Origin of the sequence: Streptomyces sp. NPDC047014 (genome assembly GCF_040644195.1) — a bacterium.
Lineage (GTDB): Bacteria > Actinomycetota > Actinomycetes > Streptomycetales > Streptomycetaceae > Streptomyces.
The window spans coordinates 1-15,988 of sequence record NZ_JBEYVX010000116.1; the positions used below are offsets into that span (position 1 = coordinate 1).

At 72.6% G+C, this 15,988-nt stretch carries 17 protein-coding genes and 1 pseudogene; 5 read left to right on the forward strand and 13 right to left on the reverse strand.

Annotation, left to right across the window (positions count from 1 at the left end; genetic code table 11):
• Window positions 1-238 precede the first annotated feature (238 nt).
• From ABZ873_RS31595 to ABZ873_RS31610, 4 genes are all read left to right on the forward strand, one after another.
• A complete protein-coding gene (locus ABZ873_RS31595; protein WP_360879406.1) occupies window positions 239-1,405 on the forward strand; it encodes a SpoIIE family protein phosphatase in 1,167 nt (388 codons plus the stop codon).
• A 190-nt stretch (window positions 1,406-1,595) separates the two neighbouring features.
• Complete coding sequence (locus tag ABZ873_RS31600; RefSeq protein WP_360879409.1) at window positions 1,596-2,186, forward strand: hypothetical protein; 591 nt, start codon at window positions 1,596-1,598, stop codon at window positions 2,184-2,186.
• A 261-nt stretch (window positions 2,187-2,447) separates the two neighbouring features.
• On the forward strand, window positions 2,448-2,771 hold the full coding sequence (locus tag ABZ873_RS31605; protein WP_360879411.1) for a hypothetical protein: 324 nt from the start codon (window positions 2,448-2,450) through the stop codon (window positions 2,769-2,771).
• A gap of 173 nt (window positions 2,772-2,944) precedes the next feature.
• The gene (locus ABZ873_RS31610; protein WP_360879414.1) at window positions 2,945-3,472 is read left to right on the forward strand and encodes a hypothetical protein; all 528 of its coding nucleotides are present in this window, start codon (window positions 2,945-2,947) and stop codon (window positions 3,470-3,472) included.
• A gap of 210 nt (window positions 3,473-3,682) precedes the next feature.
• Here the strand turns inward: ABZ873_RS31610 and ABZ873_RS31615 are convergent, their stop codons facing one another.
• The 5 genes from ABZ873_RS31615 to ABZ873_RS31635 form a co-directional block, all read right to left on the reverse strand.
• On the reverse strand, window positions 3,683-4,243 hold the full coding sequence (locus tag ABZ873_RS31615; RefSeq protein WP_360879416.1) for a hypothetical protein: 561 nt from the start codon (window positions 4,241-4,243) through the stop codon (window positions 3,683-3,685).
• A 50-nt stretch (window positions 4,244-4,293) separates the two neighbouring features.
• On the reverse strand, window positions 4,294-5,247 hold the full coding sequence (locus ABZ873_RS31620) for a hypothetical protein (RefSeq protein ID WP_360879418.1): 954 nt from the start codon (window positions 5,245-5,247) through the stop codon (window positions 4,294-4,296).
• Window positions 5,244-6,518 (reverse strand): MFS transporter, encoded by a 1,275-nt coding sequence (locus ABZ873_RS31625; protein WP_360879421.1) that lies wholly within the window; start codon window positions 6,516-6,518, stop codon window positions 5,244-5,246. The genes ABZ873_RS31620 and ABZ873_RS31625 overlap by 4 nt, the downstream gene beginning before the upstream one ends.
• Window positions 6,519-6,572: 54 nt before the next feature.
• Entirely contained in the window at window positions 6,573-8,393 is a 1,821-nt protein-coding gene (locus tag ABZ873_RS31630; protein WP_360879424.1) for an RICIN domain-containing protein, read from the reverse strand.
• 209 nt (window positions 8,394-8,602) lie between these two features.
• Window positions 8,603-9,814 carry a S8 family peptidase gene (locus ABZ873_RS31635; RefSeq protein WP_360879427.1) on the reverse strand — a complete coding sequence of 404 codons (1,212 nt, stop codon included), beginning with the start codon at window positions 9,812-9,814 and terminating at the stop codon, window positions 8,603-8,605.
• 271 nt (window positions 9,815-10,085) lie between these two features.
• Here ABZ873_RS31635 and ABZ873_RS31640 point away from each other — a divergent pair, with 271 nt between their 5' ends.
• Window positions 10,086-11,108, forward strand: coding sequence for a helix-turn-helix domain-containing protein (locus ABZ873_RS31640; protein WP_360879430.1), 1,023 nt, complete (start codon window positions 10,086-10,088; stop codon window positions 11,106-11,108).
• Between the two features lie 25 nt (window positions 11,109-11,133).
• Here the strand turns inward: ABZ873_RS31640 and ABZ873_RS31645 are convergent, their stop codons facing one another.
• From ABZ873_RS31645 to ABZ873_RS31680, 8 genes and pseudogenes are all read right to left on the reverse strand, one after another.
• Entirely contained in the window at window positions 11,134-11,739 is a 606-nt protein-coding gene (locus ABZ873_RS31645) for a hypothetical protein (protein WP_360879433.1), read from the reverse strand.
• Between the two features lie 112 nt (window positions 11,740-11,851).
• On the reverse strand, window positions 11,852-12,007 hold the full coding sequence (locus tag ABZ873_RS31650; RefSeq protein ID WP_360879436.1) for a DUF6131 family protein: 156 nt from the start codon (window positions 12,005-12,007) through the stop codon (window positions 11,852-11,854).
• An 88-nt stretch (window positions 12,008-12,095) separates the two neighbouring features.
• Complete coding sequence (locus ABZ873_RS31655) at window positions 12,096-12,470, reverse strand: PRC-barrel domain-containing protein (RefSeq protein WP_360879439.1); 375 nt, start codon at window positions 12,468-12,470, stop codon at window positions 12,096-12,098.
• A 190-nt stretch (window positions 12,471-12,660) separates the two neighbouring features.
• Window positions 12,661-14,025: an LCP family protein gene (locus tag ABZ873_RS31660; protein ID WP_360879442.1), complete on the reverse strand. Its 1,365-nt coding sequence runs from the start codon at window positions 14,023-14,025 to the stop codon at window positions 12,661-12,663.
• An 83-nt stretch (window positions 14,026-14,108) separates the two neighbouring features.
• Window positions 14,109-14,366: a hypothetical protein gene (locus ABZ873_RS31665; protein WP_360879445.1), complete on the reverse strand. Its 258-nt coding sequence runs from the start codon at window positions 14,364-14,366 to the stop codon at window positions 14,109-14,111.
• Window positions 14,353-14,631, reverse strand: a complete 279-nt coding sequence (locus tag ABZ873_RS31670; protein ID WP_360879447.1) for a DUF6400 family protein — start codon at window positions 14,629-14,631, stop codon at window positions 14,353-14,355. The genes ABZ873_RS31665 and ABZ873_RS31670 overlap by 14 nt, the downstream gene beginning before the upstream one ends.
• Window positions 14,632-14,716: 85 nt before the next feature.
• A complete protein-coding gene (locus ABZ873_RS31675; RefSeq protein ID WP_360879450.1) occupies window positions 14,717-15,307 on the reverse strand; it encodes a DUF4232 domain-containing protein in 591 nt (196 codons plus the stop codon).
• Between the two features lie 99 nt (window positions 15,308-15,406).
• A pseudogene (locus ABZ873_RS31680) lies at window positions 15,407-15,988 on the reverse strand (hypothetical protein); the annotation flags it as partial.

Here is a 15,988-nt window from a genome sequence, read left to right on the forward strand (position 1 = left end):
AGCCGCCCTCTTCCTCACCACCCACCAATCCACCTACATCATCGGCACCACCCTCACCATCGACGGCGGATGGACCACCCGATAAACCCAGACACCCACAGACACACAGACGGCACGGACGGGCTAGCCGGGCCGGGACACGCGGCCGCCTGCCGCTCGGGCGCGGCGGCGGCTGGTGGAATGCCCTTCTCGGCCGACCGACGGCCAGCGCGAAAGCGGTGCCGGCGAAGGGGGCAGGGTGTCCGGGCAGGGCGGTGGGTCGCAGTGGCGTCTGCGCACCGTGGAGGCAGCCTTCGACCACATCGCGGCGGCCCGCGACGAGGTCGAGGCATGCCGGGCGGTGGCCGTCTTCCTGGCGGGATCGGTGTGCGACGCGGCCGCGGTGGAGCTCGGCGGCGGGCCGGGCGTCGCCCCCGAGCGGGTGGCCGAGGCCGGCGATGCCGTCCTGCTGCGCGCAGCGCCGGACCCCGCCCCGACAACGCCGCTCCGGACCACCGCCGCGCCGGATGGGATGACGAGCCACCTCGCCGCAGTCCCCCTCCGCGCCGGGGACCAGGTCGTCGGGCAGGTGCTCGCCGCCCGCGCCCGGGGCCCCTTCGACGACGACGCCCGCGCCGTCCTGCGCTTCGTCGCGCGGCTCGTCGGCGTGCACATCGGGTGGGCGCGGCGGCTGGCCGCCGTGGAGAGGTCCGCCGTCGAGTTGCAGCGGGCGCTGGTGTCCGAGCCCGGGCGGCCCCACCCCAACCTGGAGGTCGCCAGCCGGTATCTGCCGCTCGGCGGGCGAGCCGTCGTCGGCGGGGACTGGTTCGAGACGGTACGGCTGCACTTCGGGCGGACCCTGCTCGTGGTCGGGGACGTCATGGGCCACGGCCTGGACGCCGCCGTCGACATGAACGCCTACCGCGCCGTGCTGCGCGAGATCGCCTCCACCGACCTCGCCCCGCACCGCGTGCTCCGCCAGATGGACGCCCTGTCCGCCGCCGACGAGGGCCGTCGCCCCGCCACCTGCCTGCTCGCCCGGATCGACCCCGCCCGCGGCACCGCCGTCTACGCCGGTGCGGGCCACCTGCCGCCCGTACTGTTCGACGTGGACGGCACCGGCAGCCTGCTGGAGGTCCCCGTCGGGCCGCCGCTCGGCACCGGACTCGGCGGCTACGAAGCCCTCGCCCGGCCGATCGGCCCCGGCCAGACCCTGCTGCTCTACACCGACGGCCTGGTCGAGCGCCGCGGCGAGGACATCGACGTCTCGCTGGCCCGGCTCACCTCCCTGCGCGTGCCCGTCGGGGCCCCGCCGGCCGCCGTCGTGGACGCCGTCTGCGCGGGCCTGGACGCCCGTCATGCCGAGGACGATGTCGCGGTGGTCGCCGCCCGTCTGCGGCCGCGTCCCGCCCGGCCACCTCAATGACCGCTGTCCGACGTGGAGTTGTACGGGGATCGTACGGACGTCCGGATCGGATGCCTCGGGAGGGCTCCGCAGGCGGCCCCAACTGCCTCGCCACGCAACCACTTTCACGATCTCTGCGGAACAGGATGACAGCCTCCCGCCCCCGTGGCACGTTGTACGCCGTCACCACGACGGAGGGGGAAACCCGTTCATGCCCAAGTACGCCGAGAACGACCAGGACGCCCACCAGAGCCTCCTGGAGTACTGCGACTCCATCGGCTTCGACCCCGAGTGGATCCCGCAGGAGACGTGGGACACGACGATCAGGATCGCCCGGACCAAGGACAAGGGGTACGTCGAGGCGTACAAGGCCATCGACAGCGACCGCAACGAGATGGTCAAGTCCGGGGCGCGGGAGGCCCGGAAGAAGAGGGTCGACGGTGACGCGGCCAACCTGCTCGGGAAAGTCGCCACGCACTACCTGCTCAAGGACTCGCTGGTACTGCCCGTGCTCAAGCAGTGCGCGGCGACGTACATCGGCGGCGAGCGCGTCAACCTGGGGCTGGGCGGTTCCCCGATGGACCCCGACGCCTACGAGGAGCTGCGCGAGGAGTGGGGCAAGGCGGCCCCCATGGCCACGGGCGGGGTGTTCAGCGACTTCCACAGCTTCCCGCCGCAGGACAAGGCCGCCGCGGGCAAGGGGAACGTGGGCGGCACGCTGGCCAAGCGGAAGGTGCAGGGCAATCTGCTGGTGAAGGTGGCCGGGGTGCGGTTCAACATGCACATCGACATCGCCGAGTGACCCGCCCCCGGCCCTCCCCGGTGCGCCGCCGGTGCACCACCGGGGAGGGCCGGGGAGGGCCGGGCGCAGCGGACTGCGGTCGCCCCCGTGGGCGGACGGGGAGACGATGGAAGGGCCGCGGACATGGCACCCGGCCGCCCCGAGCCCGCTGTCCCGTCTCCCTCCGCGCGTGCGCGAAGGAGAGTACGCAGGGGTACGCGCGGCGCGCCGGCCGGTCGAGGGCCGCTGCGGCTTCCCCGTTTTCCCGGGAAGGGAACCCCCATGAACCGGCGTACACGCCTCTGTGTCCTGTCCTCGTTCGCGGCCGCCTCGCTGATCGCCGCGCCGGCCGCGCTGGCGGCCCCCGTGGCGGCCGTGCCGTCCGCCGTACCCACCGCGACCTGCTCCACCTCCGGTGTCCTGCCCAACGGCAAGGTGAACCTCTCCGGCGGCGGCTTCACCCAGGGTCCCGCCTACATCTACGGCACGGCCGGGTACGGCGGGACGGCCGAGATCGGCCAGAGCGGCGGCTTCCAGGTCTCGGACGTGCCGCCCGGCCACTACACCGTCCGCCAGGGCGGCGAAGTCACCGAGTGCAGCGGCTGACCCCAGGACGCCGCGAAGCCACGCAGCCGCCCCGCGGTCGGGCGCTCCGCACCGGCCGCCCGGCGGCCCGGCACCCCCACCGGGTGCACACCCGTCGCCCATCGGAGAAGCTGGGCTTGGCCTCGCCCACACGCCTTGGCGCGGCCGAAGGCAGTAGGCAGGAGGCACCACCTGTGGACACTCCCGACACGGCCGGCGCGGCCGCCACGACGGACCCGACCGGTCCGGCCCATCCGACCCCGCACGCACGAGTACGCCGTCGTATACGCACCGCCGGCCTGTTCTGCGCGGCCGCCGCGCTCGCGGTGGGCACGAGCGTGCCCGCCGCCGCACAGGCCGCGGCCACCGTCCCGATGCCCGCCCCGCGGCTCGTCGTCGTCGACTGCTTCCAGCAGCCCCAGACGCGGCCCGACGAGTACATCCTCGCCTGCGGCGACGGCAACAATCAGCTGGTCGACCTGGACTGGAAGACCTGGGGCCCGAACACCGCCACGGCGACCGGGACCGACCTGGTCAACGACTGCCGTCCCAATTGCGCGGCGGGCCGCTTCCGCTCGTATCCCGTCGAGGTGACGCTGAGCAAGCCCCAGCCGTGGCCCGACCGTGCCAACACCCACCAGTTCTCGCAGATCCGGCTCCTGTACACGGACACCGTGCCCGCGCCGGTCGCGAGGGACGTCACCTACAAGCTCGTCTACTAGGGCGACTCGTACGACACGCCGAGGGCGCCGAGGGGCCGGGCCGAGCCGCCCGGCCCCTCCTCGCGGCTACCGCCGGAAGCCCCGGAGCGGGTCCCGGGCGGTCCGGGCGTCGTACGGGGTGAACCAGGCGGCCGTGGAGGACGCCCCCGCCCACCAGCAGGACCTGCACGCGACCGACGACCACCACAGCCTCCCAATGTACGAGGCCGACTACCACTGGGCGGCGCTGCTCAGCCGCCGGGTGGGGGAGTGCCACGACCCCGGCCGGGGAGCCGCCAGACGGAGTGCCGCCTCCTCCGCGGGGCAGGTGGGGACGGGCCGGAGGCCGGCGGTCAGGTCCTCCGCGAGGTCGTCGAAGGCACGGGCCATCCGCCTGCGCCAGCCGTGGTCCGCCATCCAGGTGAGCGAGGGCAGGCGGTCCAGGGCCTCCAGCGCCCCGGGGCCCGCATCCGGCAGGAACCGGTCCCCGAGGTGCTGCGCGTCCTCGTACGCCTGGTCCGCGAGCACCACCAGCGCCGTGTGGAGCAGGTGCGCGGTACGTGGCGTGAGCTGCCATACGGCGCCCCGCGCGCCGCCCTCGCACGGGCAGTGCCGCGTGGCGAAAAGGGCTCCGAAGTCCGGCGTCCCGGCGGCATGGTCGGAGTACCGCGCCGCGCACCCCTCGGCGCGAGGTGGCAGCGGGTGGACCACCAGGGCAGGGGCACTGCGCGTTCTCGTCGCGGACGTCGAGGTCATCAGCGGCGTCAGGGGCGTCAGGGGGTACGTATGCATGCTCGGCTGCTCCTCACAGGCTGGTCGGCGGCGGGCACGGCCCGGCCCCCTCAGCGTTCGGTGGTCGTCAGGGACGGGGAGCTGCCCTCCATCAGCCGCGCCGGTGTCCCCGACCCGTCCGCCGGGACCGCGTAGACGTACGGCTTGCCGCCTTCCGTCCTGCCGTAGGCGACGGTGCTGTCGTCCAGCCAGGCGGCCTGGTCGTCGATTCCGGCGGGGGAGGCGAGGGCGGTGTCCTCGCCCGTCGCCAGGTTCAGTACGTGCAGCCGCCAGTCCGCGCCGACCCGCTTCTTGTACGCGACGCGCGTCTCGTCGGGCGAGAGCGACGGGCATTCCACATTGGTCCGCAGCGCCGTCAGCTCGCGCGTGGTGAGGTCGCCGCGCATGAGGTGGGTGGTGCCCTTCGAGGACATCGTGGCGTAGAAGGTCCGGTCGTCGGCGGCGAAGGTGATGCCCCAGAAGTTCCGGTCGTCCGGCGGGGTGCGGTCGCCGTCGACCTCGACGCCGAAGTCCTCCAGCGAGCCGTAGTGGTTGCCGTTGCGCAGGTCGTAGATCCCGGCGGTGGTGGAGAAGGCCCCGGAGGCGACGTACGAGTCCCCGGAGCGGAAGACCGTCCAGGCCACCAGGTGCCCCGACGGCGAGACCCGGGCCCGGCTCGGGTTGCCCCACACCGGCAGGGTGACCTCCGGTTCGGGCTTGCCCGGCCGGTAGACGCGGACCTCCGAGGAGAACGGGCCGGGCAGGCCCCGCAGGCAGATCATCGTCCCGGCGGCCGTGGCGGCCCGGCGGCAGTCCGGGCCGGTGGCCAGTTCCTCGCCCTGCCGGGTCTTCTGGTGGACCCGGGTGCCCTTGGCGTCGACCACGACCAGGGTGTCCGGTACGGCCAGGCGTAGGCTGCCGGCGTCCGGTGCGGCCGCGGCGCCCCGCCAGGCGACGGTGGCCGCGGCGGAGCCGAGCAGGGCGACGATCAGGGCGGTCGCGCTCGCGGTGCGGAGGGTGTTCATGAGTCCTTCCCGGGTCGGTGGATGAGGCGGGCGCCGGCGAGCGCGGCAAGGGAGAGGCAGCCGAAGGCGGCGAAGGCCGTTCCGAGCCCGCCGAAGGCGGCGGTGGCGCCGAAGGCGAGTGCTCCGCCGGCCCGGGCGAGGGACTGCGCGGTCTGGACGACGGCCAGGCCCGTGGTCCGGGCCGGCTGGGGCAGGAGCGGCGCGATGTGCGCCATGAGGACCCCGTCGGTGGCCGCGTAGAAGAGGCCGTACAGGACGAGGACGAGGGCGGTGGCCGCCCAGCCGGTGAAGGGGACCAGCCAGAGGAAGAGGTACGCGCCGAACGCGGCCACGTGCCCGCAGAGGAACAGCGGCCACCGGCCGATGCGGTCGGCGAGGACCCCGACGGGCACCGCCGCCGTCATGAAGACGAGCGCCGTGCCGATGGGCAGCAGCGGGAGGGTGCCGGCCGGGACGTCGAGCTGGCGTTGCAGGCCGACGTAGAAGGACATGTCCCCTACGGTGAGCAGCCCGAGCAGCGCGGCGGCCAGCGTGCAGCGGCGGATGGCCGGGGTACGCAGGGAGCCGAGGCGGGCGCGCAGTCCGAGGGCGCGTTCGCGGGCGGTGGGGCGGGGGTCGCGGCGGACGAAGGCCACGATGACCACGACCCCGGCGGCGGCGAGGCAGAAGCTGACGAGGAACGCCGTGTCGTACCCGCCGGGCACGGCGAGGAGGACGGCGAAGGCGATCAGGGGCCCGAGCAGGGCTCCGCAGGTGTCCATCGCGCGGTGGATCCCGAAGGCGCGGCCCAGGTCCGGCGCGGGGACGGCGGCGGTGATCAGTGCGTCGCGGGGCGCGGTCCGGATGCCCTTGCCGATCCGGTCGACGGTGACGAGGGCGCCGACGGCGGGGGCCGTTCCCACGGCGGGGAGGGCGAGTTTGGTGAGGGCGGAGAGGGCGTATCCGGCGGTGGCGACGGTCTTGGAGTGCCCGAACCGGTCGGCGGCGTATCCGCCGCCGATCCGGAACAGGGCGGTGGCGCCGGTGTGGAGGCTGTCCAGCGCGCCGAGCTGGAGGTAGCCGACGCCCAGTCCGTACATGAGGTACATCGGCAGGATGGCCGTGACCATCTCCGCCGAAGCGTCGGTGACGAGGCTGACCAGGCCCAGGGCCAGGACGGTGCCGGGCACCCGCGCTCTCGCGGTGTCGCCGCGGGTCGCGGGGGCGGTGGGGGCGGCCTCGGCCGCGGTGTCGCGGCTCGGGTCGGTGGCTCTGGCCTGTGACAGGTACATCGTGACGCTCCGGCGGAGGAGGGGGTCAGGGCGGGGTGGGAGGGCGCGCGGGTATCAGCCGGCGGTGTTGGCCTTCCACTGCTGGCTGGCGCGTGCGTCACAGGTGGTCTGGACGATGCGGGCGCCGTCGGCCTTGGAACTGCCCGTGACGTCCAGGCACTTGCCGCTGTGCTGTGCGGTCAGGCTGAGGCCCCCGCCGGAGGTGGCGATCTTCCACTTCTGGTCGGCGGCCGAGCCGCAGGTGCGTTGCTGCACGGCCGCTCCGTCCTCGGTGGAGGCTCCGCCGACGCCGAGGCACAGGCCGTTGCTCTTCACCTTGAGCTGGAAGCTGCCGTCGGAGTTCTTGGTGGCGGTGAATTTCTGGTTGTTGAAGTTGCCGCCGGTCCACTGGACCAGATAGCCGTCCTCGCCGTTCTTGGAGGGACTGTCCAGGGCCTTGCCGGAGTTGGCGTTGATGAACTGGTACGTCGTGCCGGAGGTGATCGGGCCACCGGTGGGCGTCGGCGTGGGCGTGGCCGTGGGGGTGGCCGTCGCGGTGGGCTTCGTCGTGGGGGTGGGGGTGGGCGTGGGCTCGGGGCCCGGGCCGTTGCCCTTGGCGTGGCAGGTGCCGCTGACCGAGTCGGTGAAGGTACGGCCGGAGACCTGCTTGAAGGTGAACGCGTAGCCGGTGGCGGACAGGTCGAACTGGCCGACGCCGTAGGTGTTGTTGTTGAACACCTCGGACGGCCCCGAGGTGCCGCTCCGCTTGCTGTAGAGGGCGCGGCCGCCGGTGCCGAGGACGAAGGACCGTATGCCGTTGGCGGTGTCCTTGGTGCCGTCGGACATCGCGGGCGCGAAGCGCTCGTAGTGGTGGTCGTGTCCCCAGACCGCCACGTCGGCCTTGTAGTCGGTCAGCGCCTTCATCAGCGGGGCCGTACCGCCGCTGTCGCCGTGGTCGCCGGAGGAGAACCGGGCGTGGTGCCAGTACGCGATGGTGCAGGGCTTGGTGCTCGCCGCGAGATCCGCGCGCAGCCACTTCTCCTGCGCGCTGCCGGCGCCCACGCTGATGTTGGAGTTCAGCGACACCATGTGCCAGTCGCCGACGTCGAAGCTGTAGTAACCCTTGTCACGGTCGCCGGTCGTGACGCCCTTGCCCTGGTAGTAGTCGAAGTAGCCCTTGGCGCCCGAGGTCTTGTACTCGTGGTTGCCCGGGGCGGGGTGCACGATGGAGTTGAACTTGCCCCAGTTCTTGTCGTAGGAGCCGTTGAACTCCGAGAGCTTGCCGGACTCGTAGGCGTTGTCGCCCGCCGTGATCACGGCCGTCGGTGCCATCGCGCTCACCAGGGGTGCGGTCTGGTTGCACGCCTCGCCGCAGATGTCTCCGACCGCGGCGACCTTGACGGAGGCGTTGGCCAGGGCGGTCTTCCCCGACTGGTGGGCGTCGATGGAATAGCTGCTGCCGCTCTGCGTGAGCTTCGGGGTCACCGTCACGCAGTCGCCGCTGAACGCGCGGGTGTAGAACTCCTTGCCCGTGGCATTGCGTGCGGTGAGGGTGTAGCTGCCGCCGGAGGATCCGGCGAGGGTGATGCTGTCGTCGCCGCGCAGGCTCAGGTCGGTGAAGCGCAGCCGCATCCAGGCCGCGCCGTCGGCGCATACGCGGCGTTCCGTGGCCGAGGCGGCCTGGGAGGCGGTGCCGCTGAGTTTGGCGGTGGCTGTATCGGCTTCGGGTTCAGCGAGTTGCGGCACGGCGGTGGCACCGGAGGCCGCCTGGTCGGCGGGGGCCTGGCCGGCGGACGCGTTGACCATGAAGCCGCCGGCGACGAGGCCCGCGATGGAGGTTGCGATCAGCAGGGCCCTGCCGTAGCGCCGTCGTCGTACGGGTTCCGGTTCGTGCATGTCTGCTCCCTGAGGGGTGGTTGGGGACAAGCCGGGGCTCGGTGGGGACAAGCCGGGCGGCTCAGTTCGGGCGGCCGGGATCGTGCGGATCGCCGCGTTCCGGGGTCGGTTCTATCCCCGGCCGGCGGGCGGCGGTGGCTCACGGTCGCCAGTGGCGCGGGTGGGCAGGAACGCGGCGTGGCGAAGCGCAGGTCCGCGCGCTTCCTCTGTTAGGAACCGCCGGTGTAGAGGAGCCGGTTCGGGGTGTCCTTGCCGACGCCGCGCACCTTGCCGGGGGTCGCGGCGGTGATCAGCGCGCTCTGGACCTCCGCCGGCGTCGCGGCCGGGTGCTTCGCCAGGTACAGGGCCGCGGCCCCCGTGACATGGGGCGCGGCCATCGACGTACCGGACAGCTGACGACTCGCGCTGTCGCTCCGGTTCCCGGCGGAGGTGACGCCCGTACCGGGGGCGAACAGGTCGGTGCACGGGCCGAAGTTGGAGTCCGAACGGCGGCTGTCACCGGACGTGGAGTTGTTGACCACGATCGCGGCGCTGATCCGGCCGGGCGAGTTGTTGCAGGCGTTGGTGTTGCCGTTGCCCGAGGACACCACCCAGGTGACACCGGAGGCGATGGACCGCTTGATGGCCTCGTCCTCGGCGGAGTTGCCGCCGCCGTTGATGCTCATGTTGACCACCGCGGGCTTCACGGCATTGGCCGTGATCCAGTCCGCCGCGGCGATGATCGCCGAGGTGGAAGCCCGGTCCCGGCAGTCCGTGACACGCACGGACACCAACTTCGCCCCCTTGGCCACACCGAAGTCCTTACCACCCACCGTCCCGGCCACATGCGTACCGTGCCCGGTGCAGTCCGCCCCGTTACGGCCGTCCCCCACCTTGTCCACCCCGATGGCGGCCCGGCCCTGGAACTGCTCATGGCTCGTACGCAGACCACTGTCCAGCAAGTACACGGTGACATTGGAGGCCGTCTCGGCAGCCGTGTACTTCTTGTCCAGCGGCAGATCACGCTGGTCGATCCGGTCCAGACCCCACGGCGGATCGGCCTGACTCCCCGACACGCTATGCAGCCCGTCCTGCTGTACGTAGGCCACCGCGGGATCGGCGGCCACCTTCGCCGCCTGAGCCTCCGTCATCCCGGCGGCGTAGCCCCGCAGGGCCGTACTGAACACGGTGTGCACGGTGACCCCGTAGAGGCGGGCGCCGCGGGCGGCCTCCCGCTCGGCGTCGGGTGCCGCCGAGGCGGGCAGGTCCTTGAGGACCACCAGATAGCGGCCCGGGATCGGCTCGGCGGCGGTCCGTACGCTGCCGGTAGCGGGCCCGGCCCCGGCGGGATCGACGGCGATGCCGAGCGCGGCGGCGGCCGTCGCGGTGGCCACGGCGACGCTGATCGCCCGGTAGGACGGGCGGAGGATGTGAAAGGACAAAGGGAGCTCCGTGGAGGGGGTATTCCGGACCCCGGTGGTTCCGGGGCAGGACCGGTCTACTCCCCCGGGCCTCTCAACGGTGGCCACCCCTGGCCGGTGGCGCCAAAGGGCGCGTGCTCTTACTCCCCTGCTCCTCATGTGCCGTTTCGGACCCCTGGGACGGCCGGGATTCCGGGGGCCTGCGGGGCCGGCGGGGCCGGGTGAATTCTTTGCTTCGAGATCTCCAACGTGTAACGATGTCGGGCCAGTTCGTACTCACAGGGGATGTTCGATGCCCGACGAAGATATACGACCGCACTTGTGCCGTCTCGGTCTTTCCCGCATACAAGCGGACATCTATGTCACCCTGCTCGGCACCGGATCCAGCACCACCGAAAGCCTGGCGCGGAAGATCGGCCGCCAGCGCGGCGGGCACCGCAACAGCCTCCCGTTCAAGGACCATGTCCTGGACCGGCACCTCGCTCACCTGCGCAGGCTGGGCCTCATCACCGTCATGGAGAGCGGGACGGGCGGCTGCGAGCACGTACCGGTCGAGCCGTCGATCGCACTGGAATGCATGGCCCACACGCGGGCGGCCGAGGTCCACCAGGCGCATCAGGCGGCCAAGCAGGCGTATCGCGGATACCGCCGTTCCCTGGCCCCGCAGGAGAGCGACGATCTGGTGGAGGTCATCAGAGGGCCGCATGTCGCCGAGCGCATCTGGAACTTCGAAGACGCCGTCGAATTCCAATTGCTGCGTTTCGACTCGCCGCCCTATCACACGCACGCCACCGCCAACCCGACCGAGATCGAGAAGCTCGGAAAGGGCGTGGAGTACCGAGTGGTCTACTCCAAATCGGCCGTGCAGAACGCGGACTACTACAGCATCAACATCCAGCCCTGCATAGCCGCGGGCGAACAGGCGAGGGTCCTGCCCACGGTTCCGGTGAAACTCACCATCTACGACCAGCGCCTGGCGATCGTGTCGATGTCCTTCGTCGAATCCGAGGTCAAGGACTATCTGCTGCTGGTCCACCCGTCCAGCCTGCTGTCGGCGCTCGCGGGGCTGTTCGAGACCTCGTGGCGGGCGGCGCTGCCGATGCATCTGAACGACCGGGTGCCGTGCAGTCTCCAGCCGGTCCACCGGCGGATCCTGGAGCTGCTGGCGACCGGGGTCACGGACGACACCATCGCGGAACTCCTGGGGGTCAGCCGCCGGACGCTGTCGCGCCACGTGGAGGCGATCAACACCCGGGCCGGATCGATGACCCGCTTCCAGATGGCCCTCTACGCGGCCCGCAACGGCTGGATCTGACGGTACGGCGCCCCTCCGCCGCGGCTCAGGGCCGCAGCCCCGCCCTCCGGAGCGTGAGCCCCGCCAGGTCGGAGACGGCCTGGGGGTCGCCCCTGCGCCAGGCGTCGGCGAGGCCACCGGGCGGGGCCGGGATCGTGGAGAGGTCGGCGAGCGGTCCGGTGAGGGCGCGCAGCGCGAGCAGATCGGCGCCGCCGGGCGCGTCGCGCAGCCGGCGGACGGCCGCGCTGCGGCGGATCCAGCGCAGGCGCAGGGGCAGCCACAGCAGCAGGATGAAGACCACGGGGAAGACGATCAGGGCGATGGCCGTGAGGGTGGCCACCTGGCCGACGGTGTCCTGGAGGGACTGTCCGGCGTCGGCGAGTCCGGCGCCGGCGTCGGCGGCGGACTGGAAGGGCTTCTTCAGGACGCCGCCGACGAGCGGTACGTCGGAGGCTTTCTCCCCGGCGTCCCCGAGGGCGCGGGAGAGTCCGTCGCCGGAGCTCTCCACGCGCCGCCCCGGCTCGGCCAGCAGCATGATCGTGCTGTGCACGGCCAGGGCGAACCACACCGCGGCGGCGATGAGGGCCAGGGCGATCAGGTCCGCCAGGATCTGGCGGTTCCGCCGTGCCGGGGTCTGGGCGTAGAGGCGCATCGACTGCTCCGGTTCCGGTCAGGGGGCCGGTCAGGGGATCGGGCGGGCCGGGCACAGGTCGGGCGCCGCGCGGCCCGACTCCGCGCGGCGCCCGTACCCCGGGAGCGGGGGATTACCAGTAGTGGCGACGACCACCGACGGCGTGGCCCACCGAGCCGAGGATCCACAGGACCGCGCCGACCACGAGCAGGATGGCGCCGATGGTCCAGAGGATGGAGATCCCGGTCAGGAAGCCGGCGAGCAGGAGGATGAGTCCGATGAGTATCACGGTGTTCTCGCTTTCTTGGTGGGATGAGGCGGATCTGTGGTGTCCGCCGGGGTGTTCGGCGCCGTGACCGGGCAACGGCGGTGTCGGGTCAGGCGGGCGGGAGTCCGATGGGGAGGCCGCCGCCGACGGTGTAGTAGGAGCCCAGTTCCTCGCGGTAGCGGCCGTCGTCGAGGTGCCGGTCGCGGTGGAACTCGGGGGCGTCCTTGATCTGGTCCTTGGTCCGGTCGACGAAGATCTTCCGGTCGTCGGGGTCGACGCCGACGACGGTGCTCGCCGGCATCAGGACCTCCTTGCCGAAGATCCAGGGCCCGGTGTCCACGACCAGGTAGGCGTCACCGACCTCGTCGGAGTGCTTGTCGACCTTGCCGATGCTCCCGTCGGTGGCCTCGACCTCGTAGCCGACCAGATCGGTACCGGCCAGGTGGCCCGAGGTGGACTTGTAGCTCCACACCTGCTCAGTCACGCGAAACATCTCCTCCGGTCAACGGACCCGCGACACGGGACCGGGTCCCCTGCCGTTCGTCCTTCTGCCGTACGTGGTACTGCCCTGCTCGGCGGCTTCGTCTGCCGCCCGAACTGCGGGTGCCCCGGTCCCGCGGGTTCATTCGCCCCGGAATCGGGAGCGCTCTCGCGGGTGTTGGGCGCGGGCCCGGTCAGGGCCGGGAAGCGTCGAGGATCCGGGGTGGGATGTCCGGGCATCGCAGGACATCGGCGGTCACCGGGGCGCCGTCGGCGATATTGCGGTCGTAGGTGACGGTACGTACTTCGACCGGGTCGGTCCCCACCGTCACGGTGAAGGAGGTCGCCCCGGTGGGCAGGGCCCGCACCCGCGCTCCGGGCAGGGCGGCGGCGAGGGTGTCCGCGTCCTCCTCGCGGCCGGCCGGGTACCCGATGACCGGCCCGCCGGCGGGGCGCGCGGCGGGGGCCGAGGCCGGGGTGTCGGTGACGGCGAAGCCGCCCGCCCGCAGCGCGTCGGCCACGGTGGCGTCGTCCACCGCGACCGGGATCCGGGCGGGGTCGGTCGGCGCCGGTGTCTGCGCGACCGGCTGGATGCGGGTGTCGCCGGTGAGGGGCCGGTCGGTGCGCAGCGCCTGCCAGAGGGCGGCCGAGCGGGGCTCGTCCCACACGAGGGTCGAACCGACGCCCGGCACCCGGTGGTCGAACAGCCGGATGGGGACGGTCGCGAACTCGGTGTTCTCCGCCCGCAGACGGCCGAGCGCGAGCCCGATGCCGATGAGGTCGTAGAGGCTGGTGCGCGCGTCGGTCCGGACGGATTCCAGGAGGGTGCGGGCCGTGCGGGCGGTACGGGTGGGGTTCGACAGGGCGCCCTCGACGGTCAGCCGGGCGAGCAGGTCGTTGACGGTGCGCTGCTGGCGGCGCACCCGGCCGAGGTCCCCGGGGCGGAGGTTGACGTGGCGGGCGCGGACGTAGCGCAGGGTCTGGTTGCCGTCGGTGCGGTGGACTCCGGCGGCGATGTCCAGGCCGGAGTTCTCGTCCTTGAGCGGTCGGTCGGTGCAGACGGTGGCGCCGCCGAGGCGGTCGACGGTCTTCTCGAAGCCGGCGAAGTCGGTCTCCAGGTAGTGGTCCACCCGCAGTCCGGTCGCCTTCTCCACGGTCCGTACGGTCAGGGGGCCGCCGCCGAGGGCGTACGCTCCGTTGATCTTCCCCTTGCGCGGCTCGGCCGGGGCACCAGGCGCTTCTGGTGCCGGTGCGGGGCTCGCGTACTCGACGTAGGAGTCGCGCGGGATGGAGACCACGCTCGCCCGCCGGCGGTCCTGCGAGAGGTGGACGAGCATCATCACGTCGGTGCAGTTGCAGCCCTTGCCGCCCACGTGCAGGCGCCGTTTTTCCGCCGCCGACAGGCCCGCGCGGCTGTCGATGCCCACCACGAGGACATTGGTGCCCCGGCTGAGTCCTCCGGCGGCCGGGCCGGAGGCGGCCGAGACCGCAGGGGCCCCGGAGCAGACGCCCGCCGAGACGACGGCGAGCAGGGTGAGGGCAAGGGTGAGTCGACGCACGCACGTCCCCAGACCTAGTGCCAAAAGGTATGACTAGTGACATTAGCGCCACAAATCGTCACCGCTCGGCACCACACCGGAGATCAGTGGTGGGGATGTGCTCCGCTCAGGCCGTTCCACACGGAGCGGGTCGCGCCGAAGCCCGACTCGTGGACCCATACGTGGGTGCAGCCGGGGCACTGGAGGTGCAGGAGGCTGCCGGTGTTGGTGAGCAGGTAGCGCCAGTGCGCGGAGCAGGTACGCCGCTGTCCGCACGGTTCGCAGTCACTGCTGTCCTCGCAGCGCGGGCAGGGGATCCAGGCGCGGCGGCCCGGATCGGCCTGCGGATCAAGAGGCAGCAAGGCCGTCTCCCCGCGCGGGCAGGACCCCGGAGGCCACCAGGCTGTCGTAGAGGCGCTGCTGTTCGGCGTCGAGCCCGGAGTACAGCAGGTCGTAGGCGGCCTCCTCGCCGAGCAGCACCTCCACCGGGTCCCAGTCGGGACCGATGGCCTCCATCACCTGGGCGCGCCGCAGCACCTCCTGCGAGGTGAGGTCGACGGTGAAGTCGACCAGTCCGGCCCCGGAGGGGTCGGAGGCGGGGGTGGGGATCGGGTCACGGGAAGCCATGCCACGAACTTAGGTAAGCCTTCCCTGGCTGGTCAAGGGAGGGTGGGCGGAGTCACAGCGCCCCGGACCGCACCCGCCCGACGGGTCAGGAGGCGGCCCGGAAGGCCGTGGCGCGCACGCCGGTCCCGCACAGCGCGAAGTCGCCGCCGTCGTCGGGAGCCAGCTGGAGGCGGGCACCGGCCGCACCGACGACCATCGACGGCGCGGCGAAGGGCTCGGCCCCCGAGGCGCAGTAGCCGTCGGCCTCACCCAGTACGGGGGTGAAGGTGATACGGGTCTCCGCCGCCGCCCCGGGCGCGAGCAGGACCGGCCGGGCCGCGCCCTGCACGGACACCGCGAGGGCCTTGCCCCGGCCGGGGGCACCCTGGCCGGCGAGGGCGAAGGTGGGACGCCCGGTCAGGACGCAGGGCCGCGAGCTCTCGTTGACCACGGTGATCCGGAAGCCGTTCGCCCCGACCCGCTGGGCTCCGCCCGGCGCGAGCTGGCCGGCCCGGCAGGGCGGCGCGGGCGCGGCGGCGGCCGTGTCCGACGCGGCGGCCGCGGGGGCGGCACTGGCCCCGGCGGCGGGGAGCGACAGGGGCAGGGCGACTCCGAGCAGTACGGACGCCGCTACGAGTACACGCCGACGGCGGGTCGGAAGACCGCGCGCCGGAAGACCTTTCGCTGTACGGGCCATGGTTCGCCTCCGAAGGGACGAGGAGGGGATCTCTTCTCCCAGCCTGACACCATCGGCGGTGCTCCGCCCCCTGCGCCTCAGGGGCTTCGGGCCTTCGGGTCAGGGGCTTCGGGTCAGGGTGGACGGGGCGCCCGCGGACTGCGCTCCCTCCGATTCCAGGGTCACCCGCCCCGGCTCGGCCATGGTCAGCACATAGAGGTTGCCGCGCGGGCAGTCGAAGACGAACCGCTGGTCGGTGGGATGGCTCGTCACAGCCTCGAAAATGGCGGTGCTGCCACGGAGTTGACTGAGTTTCAGGGCCTCCGTACACCCCAGGTTGCGCCCCGTGAGCAGTTCCTTCACATCGCTCACCTGACGGCCCACCAGCTCGCCCACCGTGCCCGCGTTCAGGGTCACGGTGACGGCGAACGGGCCCGTCCGCGCCCGGGTGATCCCGTCCGCGTCCGGTGTCCCGGGCCCGGTGCCCGACCAGGTACCCACCCAGGCCGCGGGCAGCGCCCCCGGCTCGGCGGAGGCCCCGGCCGCCGGGGACGCGGTGGTTCCGGTGGCGGCGCGGTCCTCCTTGCGGCCGGTGTCCCCGTCGGGGATCAGCCGGACGGCGAGCACCACCGCGAGCCCCGCCACGAGGACGGCGGCCCCGGCCATGCCCAGGACCCGGCCGGGCGAGCCCCACCGGCCCGG

Coding starts and splice junctions, on each gene's coding strand:
- ABZ873_RS31640 (WP_360879430.1), top strand. CDS start 10,086: ATGCCCGACGAAGATATACGACCGCACTTGTGCCGTCTCGGTCTTTCC.
- ABZ873_RS31605 (WP_360879411.1), top strand. CDS start 2,448: ATGAACCGGCGTACACGCCTCTGTGTCCTGTCCTCGTTCGCGGCCGCC.
- ABZ873_RS31600 (WP_360879409.1), top strand. CDS start 1,596: ATGCCCAAGTACGCCGAGAACGACCAGGACGCCCACCAGAGCCTCCTG.
- ABZ873_RS31630 (WP_360879424.1), bottom strand. CDS start 8,393: ATGCACGAACCGGAACCCGTACGACGACGGCGCTACGGCAGGGCCCTG.
- ABZ873_RS31670 (WP_360879447.1), bottom strand. CDS start 14,631: ATGGCTTCCCGTGACCCGATCCCCACCCCCGCCTCCGACCCCTCCGGG.
- ABZ873_RS31620 (WP_360879418.1), bottom strand. CDS start 5,247: ATGAACACCCTCCGCACCGCGAGCGCGACCGCCCTGATCGTCGCCCTG.
- ABZ873_RS31615 (WP_360879416.1), bottom strand. CDS start 4,243: ATGCATACGTACCCCCTGACGCCCCTGACGCCGCTGATGACCTCGACG.
- ABZ873_RS31645 (WP_360879433.1), bottom strand. CDS start 11,739: ATGCGCCTCTACGCCCAGACCCCGGCACGGCGGAACCGCCAGATCCTG.
- ABZ873_RS31675 (WP_360879450.1), bottom strand. CDS start 15,307: ATGGCCCGTACAGCGAAAGGTCTTCCGGCGCGCGGTCTTCCGACCCGC.
- ABZ873_RS31625 (WP_360879421.1), bottom strand. CDS start 6,518: ATGTACCTGTCACAGGCCAGAGCCACCGACCCGAGCCGCGACACCGCG.